This window comes from Vibrio sp. AND4 (assembly GCF_000171815.1).
Taxonomy (GTDB): domain Bacteria; phylum Pseudomonadota; class Gammaproteobacteria; order Enterobacterales; family Vibrionaceae; genus Vibrio.
In genome coordinates this window covers 1-2,483 of sequence record NZ_ABGR01000087.1, presented here as the reverse complement: position 1 = coordinate 2,483, position 2,483 = coordinate 1, and the positions used below count along the sequence as shown (strand labels likewise).

At 45.1% G+C, this 2,483-nt stretch carries 2 protein-coding genes; one reads left to right on the top strand and one right to left on the bottom strand.

Going from position 1 to position 2,483, the window contains the following annotated elements; all coding sequences use genetic code 11:
- Positions 1 to 118: 118 nt before the first annotated feature.
- Positions 119 to 1,333 carry a pyridoxal phosphate-dependent aminotransferase gene (locus AND4_RS18725; RefSeq protein ID WP_009844559.1) on the bottom strand — a complete coding sequence of 405 codons (1,215 nt, stop codon included), beginning with the start codon at positions 1,331 to 1,333 and terminating at the stop codon, positions 119 to 121.
- 217 nt (positions 1,334 to 1,550) lie between these two features.
- Here AND4_RS18725 and AND4_RS18720 point away from each other — a divergent pair.
- Positions 1,551 to 2,483 (top strand): chorismate-binding protein (locus AND4_RS18720; protein WP_009844558.1); only part of this gene is annotated, 933 nt, incomplete at its 3' end.

Genomic DNA, 2,483 nt, shown 5'->3' with positions numbered 1-2,483 from the left:
TTCGTGCCAAGTGGGCGAAAAAATGGCTTTCTTTCATTGCTGTCTCCAATTTTGATTCTGATACAAAAAAGAGCTCACTAGGAGCTCCTCTAAGCATATGAGAGTTCAGCACTAATTACTACTGGCTGTATGTCGTCAAGAATCGTTCGAAGCGACTGATCGCTATTTCGAGATCTTCCACATGCGGCAGCGTCACGATGCGGAAGTGGTCTGGTTTTGGCCAGTTAAAGCCAGAACCTTGCACCAACAGGACTTTCTCTTGCTTCAAGAAGTCCAACACCATTTGTTGATCGTTCTTGATGTTGTACATCTTGGTATCTATTTTGGGGAATAAATACATCGCGCCTTTTGGTTTTACACATGACACACCTGGGATCTGATTGATCAGCTCATAAGCGCGGTTTCGTTGTTCAAGCAAACGACCACCCGGTAGGATTAATTCGTTGATACTTTGGTAGCCACCCAAGGCGGTTTGAATGGCGTGTTGCATAGGTACGTTGGCACACAAACGCATGGAAGACAGCAGTTCAAGGCCATTTATGTAACCTTGCGCTAGGTGTTTAGGGCCGGTTAGGAACATCCAACCACCACGGAAGCCACAAACTCGGTACGCTTTCGACAGGCCGTTGAAGGTCATCACCAGTACATCTTCTGTTAGTGTGGCGACTGAAGTGTGTGTCGCCCCGTCGTAAAGCACTTTGTCGTAGATTTCATCGGCGAAGATGATCAGGTTGTGCTGACGAGCAATCTCAATCACTTCCAATAAGAAATCACGACTGTATACCGCACCTGTCGGGTTATTAGGGTTGATCAGAACAATACCGCGCGTTTTCGGTGTGATCTTCTTTTTAATGTCTTCTAGGTCAGGGTACCAGTCTGCGCCTTCGTCACACAGGTAATGAACAGGTTTACCGCCAGATAATGCAACAGATGCCGTCCACAATGGGTAATCCGGTGCTGGGATCAGCATTTCATCGCCATTATTCAGCAGTGCTTGCATTGCCATCACGATAAGCTCAGAGACGCCATTGCCTACGTAGACATCTTCAACATCTAAAGAAAGGATGCCTTTACGTTGGTAGTACTGTACAACGGCTTTGCGCGCAGAGTAGATGCCTTTGGAGTCACAGTAGCCTTGAGAGGTGGGTAGGTTGCGGATTACATCGACTAGAATCTCATCAGGGGCGTCAAAACCAAATGGGGCGGGGTTACCAATGTTGAGCTTTAGGATTTTATGCCCTTCTTCTTCCATGCGTTTAGCATGTTTGAGTACAGGACCCCTAATGTCGTAGCAGACATTGTCGAGTTTTGACGACATCCCGATATTTTGCATTGTGTAATTCCTAAAAAATCGTTAATTTCTTTATTAAAATACAATAATTTGTTTTTTATTAGAATATAAATCCGTAAATTATCCGTTTGGTGGCTAAATTTTGTGCATGCTTACGCTAAACGGATGAGAAAAAAATCCTGTGCGATCTTGATTTGATATGGGTCTAAACTTAGAGTAGCCAAAACTTCCCTTTATCCTCACAAATTTCGAGGTTGATTTGTCACAGTTCTATCAAGCCGTAAAGAAAATCATCGAGCGAGTTCATCAAACGGGAGACACTCAAACACGTTTCGTCGAGCCACTCAGCGAGAAACCCAATTTCGCATTTATTGACTGGCTTGAAGCACAACCTCTTTTTCCCAAGTTTTACTGGCAGTCTCGTGATACTCGTGAGAAAGTTGTTGCCCTAGGTCAGCTCCATTCTTTTGTTGAACCGGGCCCAGCCTATACGATTCTTGGTGAAGGCCAACGCGTATGGGGCGGTCGCTCTTTCGATAATCAGCATGAGAAGAGTCGTCGTAGCATGCCATCTTTCTTTTTTTTACCGCAGATCGAGCTGGTTCGGTTCGATCAGCAGTGGTCGCTCGCGGTGAATATCTCAGAAGATAAAACTCGCACATTAGCAGGCTTGGAAAAATTAGTTTGTGATGTCCCCAGTCTTGCGCCTATTTCATCGCCTATCCGCTCAATTGAACACTTACCAACACAGCCGCAATGGAATGCTCTTGTTAAAAAAGTGCTGACAGGTATCGACAACGATGAGTTCAAAAAAGTGGTTCTGGCTCGCAAATCGACAGTTAAATTGGATTCAACATTTTCTGCTGCGCAGCTTCTTAAAGCGAGCTATTTGAAAAATCATCACAGCTTTCACTTTTTGCTGAGTTTAGACAGCGAACAAAGTTTTATCGGCTCGACACCAGAGCGTCTTTATTCCCGCGTTGGTCATGCGTTACATACTGAAGCTTTAGCGGGCACGATTGGACGTGGTAACAACGCGACGCAGGATCTAGAGCTTGCAAACTGGTTGTCTCAAGACGCTAAGAACCTCAATGAAAACCAATATGTGGTGGACGATATCATCGACCGTTTATCACCACACTCAGAGCGTGTGGAGGTAGAAAAAGAGCCTCGTCTGGTGCGTCTAAGAAAA